The organism is Paenibacillus sinensis (genome assembly GCF_019904155.1).
GTDB lineage: Bacteria > Bacillota > Bacilli > Paenibacillales > Paenibacillaceae > Paenibacillus_AQ > Paenibacillus_AQ sinensis.
This window is the reverse complement of the sequence record NZ_JAHCMB010000187.1, coordinates 143,562-160,255: the sequence shown is the minus strand read 5'-3', so window position 1 is coordinate 160,255 and position 16,694 is coordinate 143,562. Positions and strand designations below refer to the sequence as shown.

Genomic DNA, 16,694 nt, shown 5'->3' with positions numbered 1-16,694 from the left:
GAATGAAATATATCATAAAGAGACATTGGTAACCCAGTATTTTCTGGAGACGCTTCAATCGTCTTAGCTCCGAGATCGCGGGTGGTGGTGCAATTCATGGAAAAGCATCCACCGCCTGCAAAACGACATATTTTTTGTCATTGCCTTATTGATAAAGATATCCATAGTGTGATACACTCATCCCTACTTATTAAATTAGTTTAATAAGTAGGGATGAGAGGTGAATCCATGCACGAAGGAACGAATAGACCCAAAGCCGTACAAACGATGATTTTGCGAAAGATCCGAACAGCTCTGCTGAAAGCTGGCAGTTCGACCAAAGCGGAATTAAGTCGGCAGTTAGGGATCAGCTTCCCGACGGTCGGAAAGTTTCTGTCCCTCATGGAAAAAGAAGGAGAGATCTTTCAGGCCGGTCTGGATGAATCCAGCGGAGGCCGCAGGGCGTTAAGGTATGCCTACAATCCGGAGCATATGCTGGGATTGGCCCTGTTTCTGGAAAGAAAGGAAACGGGATACACGGTTGTTAACAGCTTGGGCGAAGTGAAAGAGCGGGGGAACACTCCAGGTGTCCTGAATGCCGGGATAGAGAGCCTTGACCTGCACATTCAAAGCTTTCTGGACCGGTACCCCCGGATTGGGGTGATCTCCATCGGCATTCCCGGAGCGGTCGATGGCACCGGCAAAATCATCCATATCCCCGATTATCCACAATTCCACTACTTTGACCTCAAACAATACTGTGAATCGCGTTACTCCATCCCGGCCGTAGTGGAGAACGATATGAATGCGGCTGTGCTCGGTTACTACGACCGGATGACCGCTAGGGACAGGTCTTCGCTGGTCTATCTCTATTTCGGCCAGAACGGGCCTGGCGCAGGCATCCTCGTTAACGGCGAAATCGTCCGGGGTAAAAGCTGCTTCTCCGGCGAGGTGTCTTTCGTCCCGCAGTATGACAACCGTAACTTTGGGCAGGCACTCGGCCGAGGAGAGGAAGCCAATAACGGCGTCAGCGCGGCGGTTGATCCGGCGGCCCGTCTTGTCGCCTCGCTGGCCGCTATCCTCAATCCGGACGGGGTCATCTTCAACCGGGAAGAGGTGAGCGGCGACATGCTGAAGGCGATTGCTTCGGCAAGCGCGGCCTACATTCCGGCGGAGCATCTGCCAGAGCTTAAGGCGAGCGATTGGCGCCAGGATTATCTCTATGGGCTGCAGCGTCTCGGGCTTGATCTGCTGATCAGTGAGACTGCGCCGTACTTGGAAATTAGGGAATAGGAGAACGACATATGGCTACTTTCTTTTTAATTATTATTTATCTGGCTTTTATCAGTCTGGGGCTGCCGGATTCCCTGTTGGGTGCATCCTGGCCGGTTATGCAAAAGGATCTGGGAGCGCCGCTCGATATGGCCGGCTGGCTGTTCATGCTCATAGCGTCGGGCACGATTGTCTCCAGCCTCGCAAGCGGGCGCGTCATCTCCCGGTTCGGAACGGGCAAGGTGACGCTTGTAAGCTGCCTCATGACCGCCGTCGCCCTGTTGGGCTACGCGGAATCGGCATCGGTTATCTGGATGGTGCTGTTCGCCATACCGCTCGGTCTTGGAGCAGGCTCTGTAGATGCGGGCCTCAATAATTATGTAGCTGCCCATTACAAGGCCCATCATATGAGCTGGCTGCACTGCTTCTGGGGTGTCGGAGCAACCCTTGGCCCCATTATTATGGCCCGCTTCATTGACGGGAGCGGTTCCTGGAGAAACGGCTATCTGACGATTTCCGCCATCCAGTTCGGGCTGGTGCTGATTCTGTTCTTCTCGTTGCCTCTTTGGAACAAGGTTGCGGGAATTCGAACGGCCGAGAACGGTATGGCGGAAGAAGGGGCGTCCAATGGGCCGGTGGAGAATGCGGCTGGCGCTTCCGCTTCCGCCAAGCCGCTGCGCATCCGGGGCGTGAAGCAGGGCCTGCTGTCCTTTCTGCTGTACTGCGGCGTGGAGGCAACGCTGGGACTGTGGGGAAGCAGCTATCTGGTGCATGTCAAAGAAGTATCGGCCGCATTCGCGGCGCAGGGCGTGTCGCTCTACTATGCAGGCATTACGGTCGGCCGGTTCATCTCCGGCTTCATTACCTTCCGGGTGAGCAACCGGAAGCTCATCCGCACGGGACAGATTACCGCGCTCACCGGCGCCGTTCTGCTATGTCTGCCTCTGCCCGGCGGCTGGGCGGTCGCGGGCTTCATGATCGTGGGCCTGGGGCTTGCGCCGATATATCCCTGCATGCTGCACGAGACGCCGGTACGTTTCGGAAGGGAGAACTCGCAGACCATTATGGGCTACCAGATGGCTGTGGCGTATGTAGGAAGCACCCTGCTGCCGCCTCTGCTCGGCTTCCTGGCTTCCTTCTCGTCGCTCGGTGTGTTCCCGGTGTATCTGGGATTGATGGCCACAGCGATGCTTCTGTTCTCGGAGCGGCTGAACCGTATCCTTATGGTGCGGACCGGCGGCGGAGAAATCGGCGGGCAGAGCAAGGTTCAATAAGCCGCAGGCTTCTCCGGTTCATTACAACATCCAAACCTGGTTAAGCGGAGAGCTTGACGAGGCTCTGATCTTTCCCGGCAACGCCAGTTGGACCCCGAGCGGTAGCGGTGCATGTCTTAAGGCAATGCCTGTAGCTGTTCGCACAGATGTGTATTTTGTTTGCCGTTCGCACAAATGGTATCTTTTAACCGTTCGTGTTGGGGTGCCCCCTTGGCAGCCCGTTTGTTAGCTCAAACAGAGGTTGCCTTTTTTCACTACAACTATTATCATTATTGATAATGATAATAGTTTAAGTTCAAGTTGAGGTGATAACCATGAGCGAATCCAGAGCCGATCTGCTGCTTCATCCCGTACGCATGCGGATCGTCCAGGCGCTGCTGAACGGAAGAAGACGCACGACACGCCAGCTCGTCGCGGAACTGGAGGACATTCCCCAGGCGACGATGTACCGGCAGCTGAACAAGCTGTTGAAGGCCGGTATGCTGCAGGTGGCGGAGGAGATCAAAGTCAGAGGCGCGGTGGAGAAAGTGTACTATCTGGCTGCGGGAGCCGAGGATGCCACCCCTTCGGATACGACGGAGCGGGCTGCAGGCGAGCATATGGCCTTGTTCCAGAAATTCATATCCTCTCTTGTCGGCGACTTTAGCGCCTACCTGAAGCAGGAACAATACGACCTGGCCCGGGACGGCGTATCCATGCGTCAGGCCCAGCTATATCTAACGGATGAAGAATACGCGCAGCTGCTGTCGGAAATCAGGGGAGCCATGCAGAAATACGCCGGGAACGAGGGAGATGGCGGCCGTAGACAGCGAGTCATTTCGACAGTCGTTATTCCGAGACCGATACTGGGCCAAAGACTCGGCCCTGGAGAGGATGAGAATCATGGAGAATAAAGAGCAGGTATGGAACGGCAACATGCCGGAAATCACCACTGAGATCACCACCGAAATCACCGTGCCCGGAGGCAATGATCCGTTCGAGGGCTTAACCGGCCGGACCGTGAAATTCCTTCCGGTCTACCTGCTGGTGCCGATCCTGTTCGGCCTGGCTTTCGATCTCGCGGGCTATCCAATGAACTGGAGCGCCTTCGGTCTTGGCGCGCTGGGCTGGGCCGTCGCGCTCTTCCTGCGCGGGCCGATTGCAGCGCTTGTGCGCTCGCGGCCGGAGAAGCAGGCGAAGCTGATCGTCGTCAGCAGCTCCGGTCTGCTGGAGGAAGGCGTCCGGTTCGCGCTGCTCGCCTTCCTGGCAGCCTCCTTTCCGGAGGCGCTGTCGCTCGGCCAGGGCTGGGCCGCGGTTGAGGTGGTGTTCGTCATCGTCAACACCAGCCTGATCCTCTCGCTGGTGAAGCGTACGGATGAGAAGGCGATGCAGGCGAAGGAGATTTTGAAGGCGCAGGGCAACCTGCAGACCAGCCCGATGTGGGGCATTCTGGAGCGGATCTGGGCTTCCGCCTTCCACATCGGCGCGGCGCTGATCATCGCCCATACCCCGCCAGTCGCGCTGCTGATGATGCCGCTGCACAGCGCGCTGAATCTTGGCGCCGTCCGGTTATCGAGGACCTCCTCCGTTCCGGTGGTCAGCCTCTTCGTCGCAGCGGTCGGTCTCTTGACGCTGGCCCTGGGACTGCTCCTCTGGTAGAAGTATCCGGGTCCGGTTTGTACTTCAGGGCAGGGGAGGCCCAAGCTTTTTCAGGGGAATCTTCATACGCTAACATAAATTGAAAAGTGGAGATGAAGTCATGTCCCCTGCCCTGAAAGGACCCGCCATTGATGTGCTGATTCCGGCGATCGAGAAGGATCTGGCGACTCTGCCGCATGTGGTGGATGCGGTTCGTACCCATGTCCGGCATCCCATCCGCCGCATCCTGATCGTAGCTCCCCGCAAGCCCCGGATTCTTGAATTTTGCCGAAAAAAAGGCTGCGCCTTCGTTGATGAGAATACGGTGCTGCCTATTACCAAAAAGGATATTCATTACCGCTCCCGAACGTTCGAGCGCTCCGGCTGGCTGTTCCAGCAGCTGCTTAAGCTGGGCGGCGACAAGCTGTGTTCAAGCGATTATTTTCTCGTGATCGACGCGGATACGGTGCTGATCGCACCCCACCGGTTCCGCCATGGGGATCGGACTGTTTTTTACTGCCGGAATTGGAGCCAGCCTGAATACTTCAGAACCTACCGCAAGCTGATGGGCCGAAAGGCACCGTCCCCTTCCTCTTTCGTCACTCACTATATGCTGTTTGAATGCCGGCGTCTGGCCCGCATGAAGCGGGAAATCGAGGCCATCCACGGCGTTCCCTGGTACACCGCTATCATCCGCAGTATGAACCGCTCGAAGCCGTTCGCTTTTTCCGAATACGAAACATATGCCAATTATTTATACACGACCGATCCCGGTGGAATGCAGCTGAAAAAAGCACGCAACCGAAGCCTGCACACTCCCTTCTCGAAGCTTGCAGGCCCGGCAGTTGCCAGATATGCCCGATCGCATCGGTCGCTTTCCTTTCACCAGCGCAAGGCTTACAGCCGGAAGACGGGAGCGAAGTGAGGCGGATGCCGGAACCGGCAGCAAGGGACTTGAAAGCCCGCTACCCGGGGCCGGTCCCCGTCATACGGAAGGAAGGAGTGGATGATTATGCAGGTGGTGCTTCTGTCCGGGGGATCGGGCAAAAGGCTGTGGCCGCTGTCGAATGAAGTCCGGTCCAAGGCGTTCCTGCGCCTGCTTCCGGCGGCATCGGGCGGTCTGGAATCCATGATCGAGCGGGTCTGCAGCGGGCTGGCGGCGGCCGGTCTGCTCAGCTCCTGCTGTGTTGTGACCCATCGTACTCAAGTGGAGATTACGCGCAGGTCTATCGGAGAGAGCATCCCCGTGCTGGCAGAGCCGCATAAAAGAGGGACGTTCACGGCCATTTCACTGGCCGCCGCCTACCTGCGGGAGACGCGCGGCATCGACCCGGAGGAAGTCGTGACGATCCTTCCGGTCGATTCCTATGTGGAACCGGCTTTTTTCAGCCTGATCGCGCGCTTCCCGCAGGTGTTGGCCGAGTCCGGGGCGGATGTCGCGCTGATCGGTGCGGCGCCGAGGTCTCCGTCCACACAGTTCGGCTATATTGTGCCCCGTCCGCGGCCGGAGGGCGTTCCTGAGCCGGAAGCAGGGGAGACGGAGAAATATTTCGAGGTGGCCCGGTTTGCGGAGAAGCCTGATGAGGCTGGGGCAAAGACGTTCATCGGCGAAGGCGCGCTGTGGAATTGCGGTGTGTTCTCCTGCAAGCTCGGTTATTTGCTGTCGCAGGCGCAGGCTGGGGGACTGCACACGGACTACCGGGAGCTGCTGGACTGCTACGGACAACTGTCCGAGCGGAGCTTTGATGTCGAGGTGATCGAACGGTCGCAGCGGGCCGTAGTCATTCCGTACGAAGGGCTCTGGGAGGATATCGGAAGCTGGGATGCGCTGACTCCCCATCTGGGGAAGCAGGTAACGGGAGCAGGCACGCTCTCTCCTGATTCGGAAGGCTCATTCCTGATCAATGAGCTGTCCTGCCCGATTCATGTGATAGGCGTTAAGGATACCGTCGTGGCGGCCGGACCGGACGGCATTCTCGTTGCGGGCAAAGACCGGGCCAAAGAGATCAAGAATGCCCTGACAGGCGAGCCGAAGAAGCCGATGGTCGAGGAGCGGCGATGGGGCATTTCGCGGGTGCTTGATTGGAGCCGGATCGGGGAGCAGGGGGAGACAATTGTCTCCAAGGTCACCCTGCTGCCGGGAGGGCATTCGAGTTATCATCTTCACCGGCATACCCGGGAGATGTGGACGGTGCTGTCCGGCTCGGGGGAATACCGGCTGGAGAGCGGGCCCCGTCCCATGCGTGCGGGCGACGTGATTGCTGTGCCTCCGGGAGCCGGACATGCGTTGAAGGCGGGAGCGGAGGCTCTGGAGCTCATTGTCACGGAGATCCGGGAGGCCGGCGCCCCCGCAGAGGATATTGTGCGGATCACCTACGACTGGACAGCTCCTGCCGATTAGACAAAGCGCCGCGATGCGCTTTTATAGTAAGGATACAATCGGACAGAGGAGTAGAGAACCATGGGGAAAGCGACAATCGGGGATGTGCACAGCAACGTAGAATAGCGGCGGCCCGTACTTCCGCCGCCGCTCCAGAGTCAAGTTGCCCCGGCCCGAGACAGCCTGGGCGGCTTGTTGTGTGTTCGGCTTCGTCCCGAACGCCGAACGGGTAGAACCTGAGCCCCCCTGCGCAGGGGGGCTTTTCGTACTGTCAGGCCAACCAGAAACTTCTAATTTCTGGTTGGCCTATTTCGGGTTAAGCAGACTCATGCTTTCTGCGAGCGCAGCTTCCGCCATCCGGGTATGCTGCTTTCCCCCTTTTTACAAGCTTGCTGCCCACCTCCTGCATTTCCGCCGCCCGCCTCCTGCATTCATAATCCCCGTCTCAGGTCTGTTTCGAAAACAGGTAGGGTTCGTGGTACAATGTGTGTTACGTAAGACCGCCGGGCTATTATCCCGGCCGATTTCGGTCTTATGTCCGGCATTATCATTCGGAAAAGGTACTGAAGGCAGGGGGCAATCAATGAAATCCAGAAATTTGGCTACGATATCGCTGGCGGTCATGGCGATCGGGTTCCTGATCACGCTGTTCCTCCCCGACAATACGGCGGTGGAGCTGCTGCGCGGCGGCTTCGAGGCAGGGCTCGTCGGCGGCATCGCCGACTGGTTCGCAGTGACGGCGCTGTTCCGCCATCCGCTCGGACTGAAGATTCCGCATACATCTCTGCTGCTGAAGAACCGGGACAAAATCATCCAGTCGCTGATCTCGGCCATGGAGAACGAGCTGCTGAATAAAGAGAGCATTGAGAATAAGCTGCGCAGCATCCGGTTCCTGTCGCTGGCCTCCGCGATGCTGACACGGTTTCTCGGCCGGAAGAAGGCGAGAATGGAAATTCTGGAGCGGGCGGCTGAGCTGGCCGGCCGGATTCCCGTGGAGAAGGCGCTGCCGTACCTTCAGTCGGCGCTGGCCGACTATGTGGGCAGAGCCGATCTCAAGGACATCGCCGACAAGGCCGTGATGCGGCTGCTGCAGGACGGCAAGGACATAGAGGCGCTGGATTACGGGCTCACGCAGGCTGATGCGTGGATCGCGCGGCCTGAGACGCAGACAATGCTGGGCCGCCTCGCAGCCTCCAAGCTGTCCGAGGTGAAGCTCGGCGGGCTGAAGGGCATGGCCTTCCAGGCTTTCGTCGGCTTCGTCGACGAGGACATGCTCGGCGATCTGCTGCAGAACATGCTGCGATCCGCCATCCGCGACGTGCAGGCCGAGGACAGCGCCTACCGGGAAGGGATTGTCCGCGAGATCCGGGTAGCGCTGTTCCAGCTTGTGAACGATGAGGAGAAGATGAAATCGCTGGGCGATTGGGCTGTCCGCGCTCTTCAGGCAGAGGAGACAGGCGCGTTTCTGCTTGCCCGGATGGAGGAAATCCGCGCCATGGGCATCCGGCTGCTGGAGGAAGATCGGGCGGCTGGCGGGCGGAAGCTGTTCGCCGCCTATGCCATGCTGCTCCGGCGGGTAGCCGGCGAGCGGGAGTGGATAGACGAATACGAAGGAAGAATCCGCTCTTCGCTGATTGGCTTTGTGGGCGCGAACCATTACCGCCTCGGCGTGCTGGTGAAGGAGAATCTCGACAAGATGGACGATGCGAGTCTCGTCGCCATGCTGGAGGAGAAGGTCGGAAAGGACCTGCAGTGGATTCGCGTCAACGGCGCTGTGTGCGGCTTTATCGTGGGACTGGTGCTCACCGTCATCGGGCTGCTGTTCTAATCGCCGCATGAATCAGGCGAAGACGGCATAGAAAAGGGCGGCTCCTCCGAAGCTTTCAGTAGCTTTCGGGGAGCCGCCCTCTTTTTATATTTATATTTATCGGCAAACATCCGTTGTCCCACGGAGATCCGGCAGGATATTCATCCTTGGGAGAGAAACGGCGTTTGCCCTGCTGCCGACATCGCCAACGCCCATGCGGAATTGGGGTCCGTCAGGGTTCCGCCAGGCACTCCGCCACCTGATGATTACAGTTCTTTTTTGCCTGTGCTTATTGTATACGCTTCCAGAACCGGGAGGACAAAGATCTTTCCATCGCCGAAGGAGCCGTTATCGCCTGTTCTGGCGGTCCGCTTCACGATATCGACAACCTCTTCCTTGTCGTCCTCATGAATGACCATCATCAGCATCTTCTTGGAGATCTGATTGTAATGGTTCGTGCCCACCTGGATGCCTTTCTGCTTGCCGCGCCCCAATATATCCATTTTACTGATGGATGGGAAGCCTGCGAGCAGCAGTTCCTCCATCACTTCATCCGCTTTCTCCGGTCTTACAACGATTTCGAGCATTAACATAACAATCCACCCTTTCTGGACATGAAGAATATGCAGGGTGTTGCCGACTCAGGCGCTGTATGGTTGTTCGTAATGGCAACGCTTACAAATCGATTATACATCGTATTAGACTAGATATAAGCGAATAAAGTCACAGCATTTCTGAAAGCGTATGGCTGATCTGATGAGACCGGTATGGCAGGCTGTCCCGGCTTCCGGATGAGGCGTCGTTCTCCTTGCGCGCAGGGGAATGCTCCCGGGCGCGGCAGAGCCCGGCATAGAGCATCTCCAGCCTGGACGCCGTGCGCTCCCAGTCGAACGTCTGAAGGGCGGTACGCCGACCTTCAAGCCCCATGGCGGCGGCGGTCTTCGGAGTGCGCGCAAGACTCTCGATCGCCCGGGCGAAGGCGGAGGCTTCCCGGAAGCGGTCCACGAGAAGGCCGGTCCGGCCGTGCTCGATGACTTCCCCGATGCCTCCAATCCGGGAAGCGACGACCGGAAGGCCAGCTGCCATAGCCTCTACATTGACGAGGCCGAACGACTCATGCCGCTGCGAGGGGCAGACGAAGCAGTCGGCGGCCTGATAGAGCTGGTGAATATCGCTGTGGGGAATGCCGCCGGCAAAAGTCACGGGCAGGCGCAGCCGCTTCGCCAGCCTTCTCAGCTTGCGCTCATAGGATGGGTCTCCCGATCCGGCAATGAGCAGCTGGACAGACCGGCGTCTGTTCAGGAGCGCCGCCGCCCGGATCAGGACGGCCGCCCCCTTGCGGGGAATCAGCCTGCCCGTGAAGAGAATCGTGAAGCGGCGGGGCAGCCGCATTTCCCGGCGCATCTGCTGGCGCTGCTGCGGGGAGAGCGGCGCGAAGCGGGCGAGGTCGGCCCCCAGCGGCACGACCCGAAGCGGCGGGAGCAGACTGGGGAAGCGGCGCAGCAGGCGGTCTGCCAGGGACCGGCTGTTGACGGCGATCAGATCGGCGAAGCCAAGGCTTCTTCGCACCTTCGCTTCCTGCGGAACGAACGTCAGCGAGTGCAGGAACAGGACGACCGGTGTGCGGGGCAGGGCTTGTTTGACGGTGGCCGCGACATGCGGCCGGTTGTCGACCTGGACAAGCCCGAAGTTCCCGCTCCGAAGGATGTTCAGCGTCTCGGCGAGATAGAGGCCGGGCATATCGGCGGGCAGGCGGAGCAGCCTTACGCCCTCCCGCTTCTCCTGGTGGGAGAGCCCCGGGCAGCGGCGGCTGATGACGGTGACGTCATGGCGGGCCGCAAGCCGCCTGGCCGTCTCCCATATGCAAATTTCCACGGACCCGCTGCCCGGAAGCGGAAATCTGGCCGGCGCGATCATGCAAATCTTCACAGCTATCCCTCCATTCCGCTTCGGATGCCAATTCTTCTGCATGATATGCCGCCGGTCCCGCAAAGGATACCCAACTTTAGGGCGCCAGAGGCGTATAACCAATGCCAAAGCCGGTGCTAACGCATAGCTTACCTTGGGGAAAAATTTTGGCAGGAGCACAAGGAGTGTGGCAGAGGGGAATGAAAGCGAAATCCACGTTAACGAGCAAATGGATCAAGACGAAGGTTCTGCTGCGAAGCCCGGAGATCGCGGCGGTGATTCCGGAGACGGTCAAGCTTACCCGGGACAGCGCCAAGCGGATGCTGGACAAATACGGCATGGTTTATGTGAAGCCTGAAGTCGGAACTTACGGCAGCGGAGTTATGCGGGTGGAGCGGCGGGTCGAATCCTGGGGAGTCACGTACCAGTATCAGCAAGGAACAAAGGCCCGGACCTTCAGCACCTATGAAGCTTTTTACCGGTCGCTCAAGGCGGCGACCCGGGGCCGGCGTTATTTGATTCAGAAAGGAATCAATCTGCTGAAGGCGGACGGCCGCCGTTTCGACATCCGCGTTATGGTACAGTTCAGCCCCAAGGGCAAATGGGAGACGACGGGGCTTATCGGCAGGGTCGCGGCCAAAGGGAAGATCGTGACCAACTATCATGCCGGAGGCAAGCCGACAGCGGTCGGGAAGCTTCTCTCCCCGCATATGAGCGCCGCCCAGCAGGCGACGGTGCTGAAGCGGTTGCGGCGGCTGGGAGAGGACATCGGTCGCAATCTTCATCGGCAGTATCCGGGCTTCAAGCAGATTGGTGTCGATATCGGGCTGGATCATACACTGACACCCTGGATCATTGAGGTCAACACCAATCCCGACCCGTATATCTTTAACCAGCTCTCCGACAAATCGATGTACCGGAAAGTGATGGCTTACCGGCGGGCGCAGCAAGGAAAGTCGGCTGGTTCCCGCAAGCTTGGCACGAAACGCAGAAAGTGATAAAAATCATTAATAACTTGATTTTTATGTTTAGACCTGCACAATAAAGGGTAAATACAAAAAAATTGCGCGTAAACCGGAAATATAACGGCGGAGGATTTTGCTGTGCGAAATCCATACGCCGTTTGGCTTGTGATTCATGGAGCTGTGTCATCCGCAGTATTCATCCAGGGCCGATGCCGGTGCGCAGATTGCCTCTGCAGTTGATTTCCTTAAGAAAGGGTGGGGAGTTTGAGCGATTCTATGACGCTGTCGGTAGCTATTTGTACCCGAAACCGGCATGAGGACCTGCGCATATGCCTGAGTTCAATTTTTAGACAGCGGGATATGGAAGGTTCGCCGGTTGAAATTATGATTGTCGACGACGGCGATACGGAAGAGTCTTGGCTGGACGAGATCAGGCGGGAACTTCCCTCCGGCATGGAGCTGGTCTACTACCGGAAGAAACGGGAAGAGGCGGGGCTGTTAAGATCCCGGATTTTTGCAGTGGAGAATGCCCGTTATGAAACACTCCTGTTCCTGGATGACGATGTGGAGCTGGATGAAGGTTACCTGTCCGGTCTTCTGAGGACCTTTAAGCAGTATCCGGACGTCGTCGCTATTGGCGGAGTCGACCAGAAGTTCTCTTGTTCCCGGAAAGGAAGACTGTTGATGCTGGCCAGCGGCCGTAGCCGTCTGGCGCCCGGCAAGCTGTCGTACAGCGGATTTGCCTCTGCGATGAATCTGTGGAACCGTCAGAAGAAGGTGTTCCGGACGGAATTCCTTCACGGCTGCAATATGTGCTTTAAGAAGGCTTCGCTTCGCGACGTGCAGCTGGTGGATTGGCTGAACGGTTACAGCCTGGGCGAGGATTTGTATCTGTCGTATCTGGCCGGTCTTCATGGTCCGATGATTGTGAACCCGGATCTGAAGCTGCTGCATCATGGCTCGCCGGCTTCCCGGGACAAGGAAGAGATCGTAGCCTATACCAAAGTCATCAATCATTATGAGCTGCTGAGGCTCCGCACCCGCATCACGCCCTTCCGCTACGCCATGCTGCTGTGGACGATCGGATTCCTCTATATGGAGACTGTTCTGCAGCGTCGGAAAGAAGCAAGCAGCGGCTATCGGAGAGGCATACGGGATCTTAAGGGCGTTCAGGGTCGGAGAGGCTCTCTTGGCGTCTGATCATAAAATCATCATACCGAAGATCGTTAAGCACCCGGAGTCCTGGCGGCAGCCACGAATCCGGGTGCTTCCGCTGTCAACAGCCGCCGGGATCTCCGCTCCTTTCCTTTGCGCCTGTATACGACTGAATCATGTCCTGATCTGCTTCAACCTGCATAGTCTTGCTCTGGATAAATGACCGAATCACGGGTTGCAAGAGAAAGGAGTCCTGATAAATGGACCACTTGGCGGATAAAGATTCGATATATGAACGCGCTTTGATGAAAGCTCCGATCGGGATGGCGCTCTTCATCGAAGAGGGAGAGCGGCTGAAAGCGAACGAAGCGTTCCGCCGTCTTCTGGAATGCCCGGAGGTTCCGGGGGAGAGCCGCTTCGCCGAGCTTCCCCGGTATGCGGAAATCCGGGCGTATCTCCCTTCTCCGGACAGCGTATACGAAAGGAATCTTCCGCTGCTCTGCGGCAAGGAGCGCAGCCGTGTGCTGTCTCTCCGATACATGTGGGCCGAACCGGGCAATCCCGGAGCCGGTATCCTGCTGTATGCCCAGGATATCAGCGGCTGGCTGGCAGATGAGCAGGCGGCGGTCGACAGCCGGGACCTGTACCAGCTTATTACCAAGAGTCCGAAGAACATTGTCTCTATCAGCACGCCCGATGGCACCCTTACCTTCGTGTCGCCCTCATGCAAGCCGCTGATGGGCTTTGAGCCGGAAGAGTTGGTCGGCACGAGCCGGCTCAGCTATTATTTTCCCGAAGATATTGAAGAGATGAATGCACTGTCCCGGGAAGAGATGGGCCGAAGCACGCGCATCAGGCGGGTGCGCCATAAGAACGGCCATTTTGTCTGGTTTGAGATTTCCTTTCAGAACATCGCCGGACCGGATGGCAGGCTGTCCCGGGTACTGAGCATTGCGAGCAGCGTGAATGAACGCATGGAGAGCGAGTTCGCGCTTGCGGTCGCGCAGAAGGTGGCCAAGGTCGGTTCCTGGATGTGGGATATGAACAAGCAGAAGCTGCAGTTCTCAGAGGCGGCTCGCCGTCTGTACGGCTACTCCCTGCCCGGGGGCGACATGACCTATGGTGAATTCAGGCAGTATGTCGATCCGGAGGATCTTCCCGAGCTGGATCGAAGAGCCGGCGAAGCGTTTAGTCAGGGTATTGCAGGGGAGGTCTCCTTCCGCCTGCTGCTATCGGCCGGCCGTATGATCTACGTGCACCTGCAGTGGGAACCCATTCCCGGCCCCGGCGGGCAGCCCGGCCGGCTGGTAGGCATGATGCAGGATATTTCCGAGCGGATGGAGATCGAGCGCCAGCTTAGGCAGAGCGAGCGGAACAATCGGTTGACTCTGGAGAACTCCCTGGATTTGATTGTCCGTACAGACCCGTCGGGAAACACCATTCTGTACTGTTCGCCGGCCAGCCGGACGCTGCTTGGCTACGAGCCTGAGGAAATGGTGGGGATGAACGCCTATGCCTATCTTCATCCCGACGATCTGCTGAGGGTGAAGCAGGCTGAGGAGAATACTCCGCATTCCGGTGTCAATCCTCCCATCACCTACCGGAACCGATGCAAGGACGGAGGGTATGTCTGGTTTGAGACGAACAGCCGCTATATCACAGGAGAGGACGGCTCTGTGGAGATTCTCGCCGTCTCCCGGGACATTACCGAGCGAAAGCATTTCGAATCGATGATTCAGGAGAGCGAGCAGCGCTACAAGTCCTTGTTCGAATATAACCCTTCCGCCGTGTACTCGATGAATCTGGAGGGCGATTATTTAACGGCCAATGCCAATCTGGAGGCTCTGACCGGTTATGCGCAGGGTGAGTTGATCGGCATGTATTTCGGCCCCATTATTGCGGAAAAAGACATCAATAAGACGCTCTATCACTTCAATCTTGCGGCACAGGGCTATCCTCAAAACTACGACCTGACCATCATTCATAAAGACGGCCGCGAGATTGAAATCAATACCACGAATATCCCGATGATCGTGGGCGGCCGGGTCGTAGGCGTCTACGGCATTTCACGGGACATCACGGAACGCACCCGCTATGTGGAGCAGATCGAGAAGCTTGGCAACGAATACACGCTAATTCTGAATGCGGTCTCCGAAGGCATTTTCGGCCTTGACCGCGAAGGCAAGGTGACGTTCATTAACCCGGCCGGGGCGTATATGCTTGATTTTGAGTACGACGATATTCTCGGGCTCTCCTACCGGGATATCATCCACCAGACCGCGCTGGACGGCACCTCGTATTTGCCTGAGGAGGCTCCGCTATTAAAGGCGATCGGAAGAGGCGTCTCCCATCAGGGGAAGGAAGCTGTGCTGTGGCGAAGAGACGGCACGAGCTTTCTGGCCTCTTACCAGCTGACGCCGCTGTTTGACAAGGGCGAGTATGTGGGCGCAGTCATTGTCTTCCGCGACATTACGGACGAGCGGGAAATTCTCCAGGCGAAGGAATCGGCGGAGAAGGCGGACCAGGCCAAGTCGGAGTTCCTGGCGATCATGAGCCATGAGCTGCGCACGCCGATGAACGGCATCATGGGCATGACCGAGCTGCTGTCGCAGACGGGACTGAACGAGGAGCAGCGCGCTTATGTGGATATTATCGGAGACAGCAGCGACTCGCTGCTGAATATCCTGAATGAAGTGCTGGATTTCAGCAAGATCGAAGCCGGCAAGATGGCTATCGCCCGGGAGCCTTTCGCTCCGGGAGAGGTGCTGGAGAGCGTGATCGAGCTCTTCCGGGCCAAAGCCAAGGAGAAGAATCTCGACTTCTCCGGAAGCATGGGGCCGGGGGTTCCTGAGGTGATCGTAGGGGATGCCGCCCGGCTGCGGCAGATTCTGGTGAACCTGATCAGCAACGCGGTGAAGTTCACGGAAATCGGGTCGATCCTGATCGATATCGGTGCGGAGTACGGAGGCTCGCCAGGCCAATATGCGCTGACGGTGCATGTCCGGGATACTGGAATCGGGATCGCGCCGGAGAAGGCGCCGCTCCTGTTCCAGTCGTTCTCCCAGCTGCATCCGTCCATCAACCGCAAGTACGGCGGAACGGGCCTCGGGCTTGCCATATGCAGGAAGCTCGTCGAACTTATGGGCGGCATGATCGGTGTGGAGAGCGTCCCGGAACAGGGCTCTGATTTCTACTTCACCTTGCCGGTCGATACCCCGGAGTGGGAAGAAAATGGAGATCATGCGGAGAATGAGTATGACGACGCTTCCGCAGACCGGGAAGAGTCCGTTGGACAATTGCCCGGCAGGCCGAAGTTCGGGCCGCTCCGTATCCTGATTGCGGAGGATCAGCCCGTCAACCAGAAGCTGCTAAGTACCATGTTGCAGAAAAGAGGGTACGAGGCCGATCTCGCGGAGAACGGTGAGGAGACCATTCGTGCCGCCATGGAAGATCACTATGACGTGATCTTCATGGATGTCCAGATGCCGGTCATGAGCGGACTTACGGCGGCTGCCCGCCTTCGGGACATGCTGCCCGCGGACCGGCTGCCCTACATTGTGGCCGTCACGGCCTATGCCGGCAAGGAGGACCGGGAGCGTTGCATAGCTGTTGGCATGCGGGATTTCATCAGCAAGCCCTTTCTTTCCTCCGAGATTGAAAGGGTGCTTCGCGCCCGAATGGAAGCGATGACGAGATGACCGCCTTCCATAGCCGCAGACTTGCGGTAGAACCTTATACCCAGTGGGCTCCCGGTGTTCAATCCGCTTCCTCGGCCTGCGGTCCGGCGACGATGGCTGCAATCGCGGAGTACTGGGGCCGCCGCCTTGGGGTGTCCGGAAGGATCGGGCTGGAACATTTCGGTTCGAAAGTGAATCAAATGAACCATTTATACCGAAAATATGGAGGCCGACCCTGGGGAATGAGCGCGACTGCTCTTGCCAGGGGAATGAAGGCGTTTCTTCGAAGTTCGCTCGGGCAATCCCGGGCTATTGAGATCAGGCGTTTGAGCGATTTCGAGCAGTATAAAGCCGAGATTGACGCGGACCGGCCGGTTGCCGTCAAGTTCGATAAATGGTTGTCCTTCCGCTGGAGGGGGAATTATGACTTCGACTATCACTGGACAGTCGGGATCGGGTACGAGCTGACGGAACAGGGGCCGATGCTGCTTGTTCAGGATAACGGCCTAAGGTGCGGGGACGGCGTCTTTGACCCGAGCCGGGAGCGGAGGATCAGCTATACGCGGAACGCGGACGTGCTGTCCATGGTAGCTCTTCGGATCGAATAAGAGCCGATAGATGATGGTTTGAAAATAGAATGACACTTTTTGCAGAAAACGT

13 protein-coding genes are annotated in these 16,694 nt (G+C 57.9%); 11 read left to right on the top strand and 2 right to left on the bottom strand.

The features are described 5' to 3' along the window. The first annotated feature begins 228 nt into the window (after positions 1-228). The 7 genes from KIH86_RS21765 to KIH86_RS21740 all read left to right on the top strand — a co-directional run bounded on the left by KIH86_RS21765 (position 229) and on the right by KIH86_RS21740 (position 8,350). Positions 229-1,272: an ROK family transcriptional regulator gene (locus KIH86_RS21765; protein ID WP_223084471.1), complete on the top strand. Its 1,044-nt coding sequence runs from the start codon at positions 229-231 to the stop codon at positions 1,270-1,272. An 11-nt stretch (positions 1,273-1,283) separates the two neighbouring features. Further along, positions 1,284-2,525 carry an MFS transporter gene (locus KIH86_RS21760; RefSeq protein WP_223084470.1) on the top strand — a complete coding sequence of 414 codons (1,242 nt, stop codon included), beginning with the start codon at positions 1,284-1,286 and terminating at the stop codon, positions 2,523-2,525. A 314-nt stretch (positions 2,526-2,839) separates the two neighbouring features. Beyond that, the gene (locus KIH86_RS29640) at positions 2,840-3,418 is read left to right on the top strand and encodes a helix-turn-helix domain-containing protein (RefSeq protein WP_223084469.1); all 579 of its coding nucleotides are present in this window, start codon (positions 2,840-2,842) and stop codon (positions 3,416-3,418) included. Then, positions 3,318-4,163 (top strand): YhfC family glutamic-type intramembrane protease, encoded by an 846-nt coding sequence (locus KIH86_RS29635; RefSeq protein ID WP_322098668.1) that lies wholly within the window; start codon positions 3,318-3,320, stop codon positions 4,161-4,163. The genes KIH86_RS29640 and KIH86_RS29635 overlap by 101 nt, the downstream gene beginning before the upstream one ends. Before the next feature lie 100 nt (positions 4,164-4,263). Next, a complete protein-coding gene (locus tag KIH86_RS21750; RefSeq protein ID WP_223084467.1) occupies positions 4,264-5,067 on the top strand; it encodes a DUF6492 family protein in 804 nt (267 codons plus the stop codon). 87 nt (positions 5,068-5,154) lie between these two features. After that, a complete protein-coding gene (locus KIH86_RS21745; RefSeq protein WP_223084466.1) occupies positions 5,155-6,543 on the top strand; it encodes a sugar phosphate nucleotidyltransferase in 1,389 nt (462 codons plus the stop codon). Positions 6,544-7,105: 562 nt separating this feature from the next. Beyond that, positions 7,106-8,350 (top strand): DUF445 domain-containing protein, encoded by a 1,245-nt coding sequence (locus tag KIH86_RS21740; protein ID WP_223084465.1) that lies wholly within the window; start codon positions 7,106-7,108, stop codon positions 8,348-8,350. Between the two features lie 245 nt (positions 8,351-8,595). Here the strand turns inward: KIH86_RS21740 and KIH86_RS21735 are convergent, their stop codons facing one another. Together KIH86_RS21735 and KIH86_RS21730 are read right to left on the bottom strand one after the other, a co-directional pair. Then, complete coding sequence (locus tag KIH86_RS21735; RefSeq protein ID WP_223084464.1) at positions 8,596-8,922, bottom strand: P-II family nitrogen regulator; 327 nt, start codon at positions 8,920-8,922, stop codon at positions 8,596-8,598. A gap of 130 nt (positions 8,923-9,052) precedes the next feature. Beyond that, entirely contained in the window at positions 9,053-10,300 is a 1,248-nt protein-coding gene (locus KIH86_RS21730; RefSeq protein ID WP_235775536.1) for a glycosyltransferase family 4 protein, read from the bottom strand. A 137-nt stretch (positions 10,301-10,437) separates the two neighbouring features. Between KIH86_RS21730 and KIH86_RS21725 the strand changes: the two genes are divergently transcribed. The 4 genes from KIH86_RS21725 to KIH86_RS21710 all read left to right on the top strand — a co-directional run bounded on the left by KIH86_RS21725 (position 10,438) and on the right by KIH86_RS21710 (position 16,642). Continuing rightward, complete coding sequence (locus tag KIH86_RS21725) at positions 10,438-11,235, top strand: YheC/YheD family protein (protein WP_223084462.1); 798 nt, start codon at positions 10,438-10,440, stop codon at positions 11,233-11,235. A 231-nt stretch (positions 11,236-11,466) separates the two neighbouring features. Continuing rightward, positions 11,467-12,402: a glycosyltransferase family 2 protein gene (locus tag KIH86_RS21720; RefSeq protein ID WP_223084461.1), complete on the top strand. Its 936-nt coding sequence runs from the start codon at positions 11,467-11,469 to the stop codon at positions 12,400-12,402. 215 nt (positions 12,403-12,617) lie between these two features. After that, complete coding sequence (locus KIH86_RS21715; protein WP_223084460.1) at positions 12,618-16,055, top strand: PAS domain-containing hybrid sensor histidine kinase/response regulator; 3,438 nt, start codon at positions 12,618-12,620, stop codon at positions 16,053-16,055. Continuing rightward, a complete protein-coding gene (locus KIH86_RS21710) occupies positions 16,052-16,642 on the top strand; it encodes a C39 family peptidase (RefSeq protein WP_223084459.1) in 591 nt (196 codons plus the stop codon). The genes KIH86_RS21715 and KIH86_RS21710 overlap by 4 nt, the downstream gene beginning before the upstream one ends. Positions 16,643-16,694: the final 52 nt, after the last annotated feature.